We start from the raw sequence: 2381 nt of genomic DNA, 5'->3' as shown, positions 1-2381 counted from the left end.
TGTCAGCGTCAAGTAGAATTGAACAGTTAACGCCAATTAATTTTGAACACTTTCGCTCACAAACATGCTCTGGCGATGCTTCATACGGTAGCTGGCTTCATTCATGTGAACGACCTCCGCTCGATGCAGAATACGGTCTAGGATAGCCATTGCGACGCCCTCATCGCCCAATAATTCTCCCCATTGGTCGGGGCTCTTATTGGAGGTCAAGATGATTGAACTCCGTTCATATAGATGATTGATCAAATGAAAAAACAGGGTAGCTTCCCTTTGATCCATTGCCATATACATCAAATCATCAATGATCACTAAATCAGACGCTCGGATCCGATTGAGCTGGACCTGCGCTTTTCGCGTGAATTCTTCAGTTTTCAGAAGGGAGAGTAGTTCTCCCATTGTCACGAACGTCACCTGAAACCCCTTCTGGATGGCCTCCATGCCTAAGGCAATGGATAAGTGCGTTTTCCCCACACCGCTCGGACCCAAAAAGATGAGATTATACTGCTGCTCAAGCCAAGTAAGCTCTTGGAGCTGGGTAAGCTGCCGTTTGCTCAGAGAAGTCTGATCTGATAAGTCGAATTCCGTCAGTGTTTTGTGGTACGGGAACTTAGCCCATTTCAATCGTTTCTGAACACTTTTTTCCTCGCGCTTCCTTAATTCGAAGCACACAATCTCCTGCACCAGTTCCCGGTAGGTCCAGGAGGCCTGTTCGGCTTTACGGAAAAGCTCAGGCAACTCGCTCGCAGTTTCCACCAAGCGCAGCTGTCTGAACTGGCTTTGCAGCGCGTCTATGCTATCATTCATGAGGCGGCACCTCCCAGAATTTCCGTATAGGTACTCATCGGATGCGTCTCCACGTTGATATCAGCGCAATCCGATCGGACTGCTTGTACGGGTGGAACAGGCGGAGTCTCTTTCCGAGGGGCAGCCAAGTATTTAGCCACATCCGTAAAGTCATTCGCACTCATCAGATGTTCAGACATACACTTCTGTAGGGCCTCATCAATGACAGTGGGGTATTCGAGGGCCGCTTTCTGTAGAACGGCCAGTTGGTCTCTTTTATAGCGCGGATACTTCTCCATCAAGATATCAATGTATCGTGAGGCAAGCTCCAAATCTTTGAACTGCTGCGCAACGGTTTCCTTATAGCTTTGAATGCCCTTCGAACGATCGCGCCCATGGTTTTTATTTTTGATCAGTTTGCCAGTTGAAGTTTCCAGAGGATGGTTCGCCAGAATTTCCCCATCGGGCTGTTTTCTGATAATAAGCCGTTTTTGATCGTTCGTATCTTCCTTGATTTCAATAGCCACTGTATTCAGGCCTTTCGGTCTGTAAGTGCCTAGTGGTACGGAATAACGGTTTGATTTATAAAAAACCGTATTGTCCTTGTTTACCGTTCTTGTTATACTTGAACCGGTGATACTCTCGGTTGAGAGTAGTTTAGAGACTGGTTTTAAGTGTTGCTTTTCGAGGAGAAACACTTCTACCGGTCTCTTTTTTGTTGTTCCATGAACCCTTCGGTTGCCCGTTCTTTCCAACCAGGCTAAACAGCGCTCATTCCAGTTCTCGATTGTCGTATAAATCCGGCTATCGGCGAAATTTCGTTTCACATACTTTACCGTACTCTCCACTTTTCCTTTGGATTCGGGGTCGGCTTTGCGGCATAAATGGACTCTGAACTTCCGTTGCTGTTTGTACGCTTGAAATTCAGCGGTCAGGATCATGTCTCCAGCGTGCTCACTCACAGTGATTAGGTGGTCCTGATCATAAACGATTTCTTCCGGCATGCCACCAAAGAATTCGAAGGCATTCTCATGGCTTCGAATGGCATCACGAGTCGTAAAGGGGCGGTTTTGCCATTCCACATAGCGGTAGCGTGAATGGGAAAGTAAGAAACAAATGCAGTATAATTTGATTTCTCTTTGATCCTGCGTCTTTTGACGCGTTTCGCCCCAATCGACTTGTACCTGTTTTCCCATCGGTTGTTCTTCGACCGCCTCGTATTGCCTCACAACTTTAGTTTTAGCTATCTGATATTCTTCGCGTATTTGATTCACATATAACCGCATCGTACTTTCACCAACGGTGAAGTCGGGGAATTTCTCAAGCAGCCAATCCTGTATCTGAGACGCATTCAGATGCGGATACTCTTGAAGCCAAGCAACAATCCAATCCTTGTATGGGTCCAATTTCTTCTTCCTCGAACCTAATGAATTGACCCATTCGAAAGCTTCTTCCGGTGTCTTCTCCATGTAGTTATAAACCGTTGTGCGGGATACCTTCAACTGCTTTGCGATTTGTTGGATGGAAAAGTCCCGCTCTTTCATCTGTTGAATTTCCAAATATAACATTAACTTCTTCTTCACCTTTCGTCCTCCAAT

The 2381-nt window shown here is 46.2% G+C and carries 2 protein-coding genes; both read right to left on the bottom strand.

Going from position 1 to position 2381, the window contains the following annotated elements:
• Positions 1–36: 36 nt before the first annotated feature.
• The gene (istB, locus tag BM184_RS15155; RefSeq protein ID WP_086989428.1) at positions 37–804 is read right to left on the bottom strand and encodes an IS21-like element helper ATPase IstB; all 768 of its coding nucleotides are present in this window, start codon (positions 802–804) and stop codon (positions 37–39) included.
• On the bottom strand, positions 801–2351 hold the full coding sequence (istA, locus tag BM184_RS15150; protein WP_256213181.1) for an IS21 family transposase: 1551 nt from the start codon (positions 2349–2351) through the stop codon (positions 801–803). Before istA ends, istB begins: the two co-directional genes overlap by 4 nt.
• Positions 2352–2381 lie beyond the last annotated feature (30 nt).

Source organism: Trichococcus pasteurii (genome assembly GCF_900112935.1).
Lineage (GTDB): Bacteria > Bacillota > Bacilli > Lactobacillales > Aerococcaceae > Trichococcus > Trichococcus pasteurii.
This window is presented reverse-complemented; position numbering and strand designations above follow the sequence as displayed.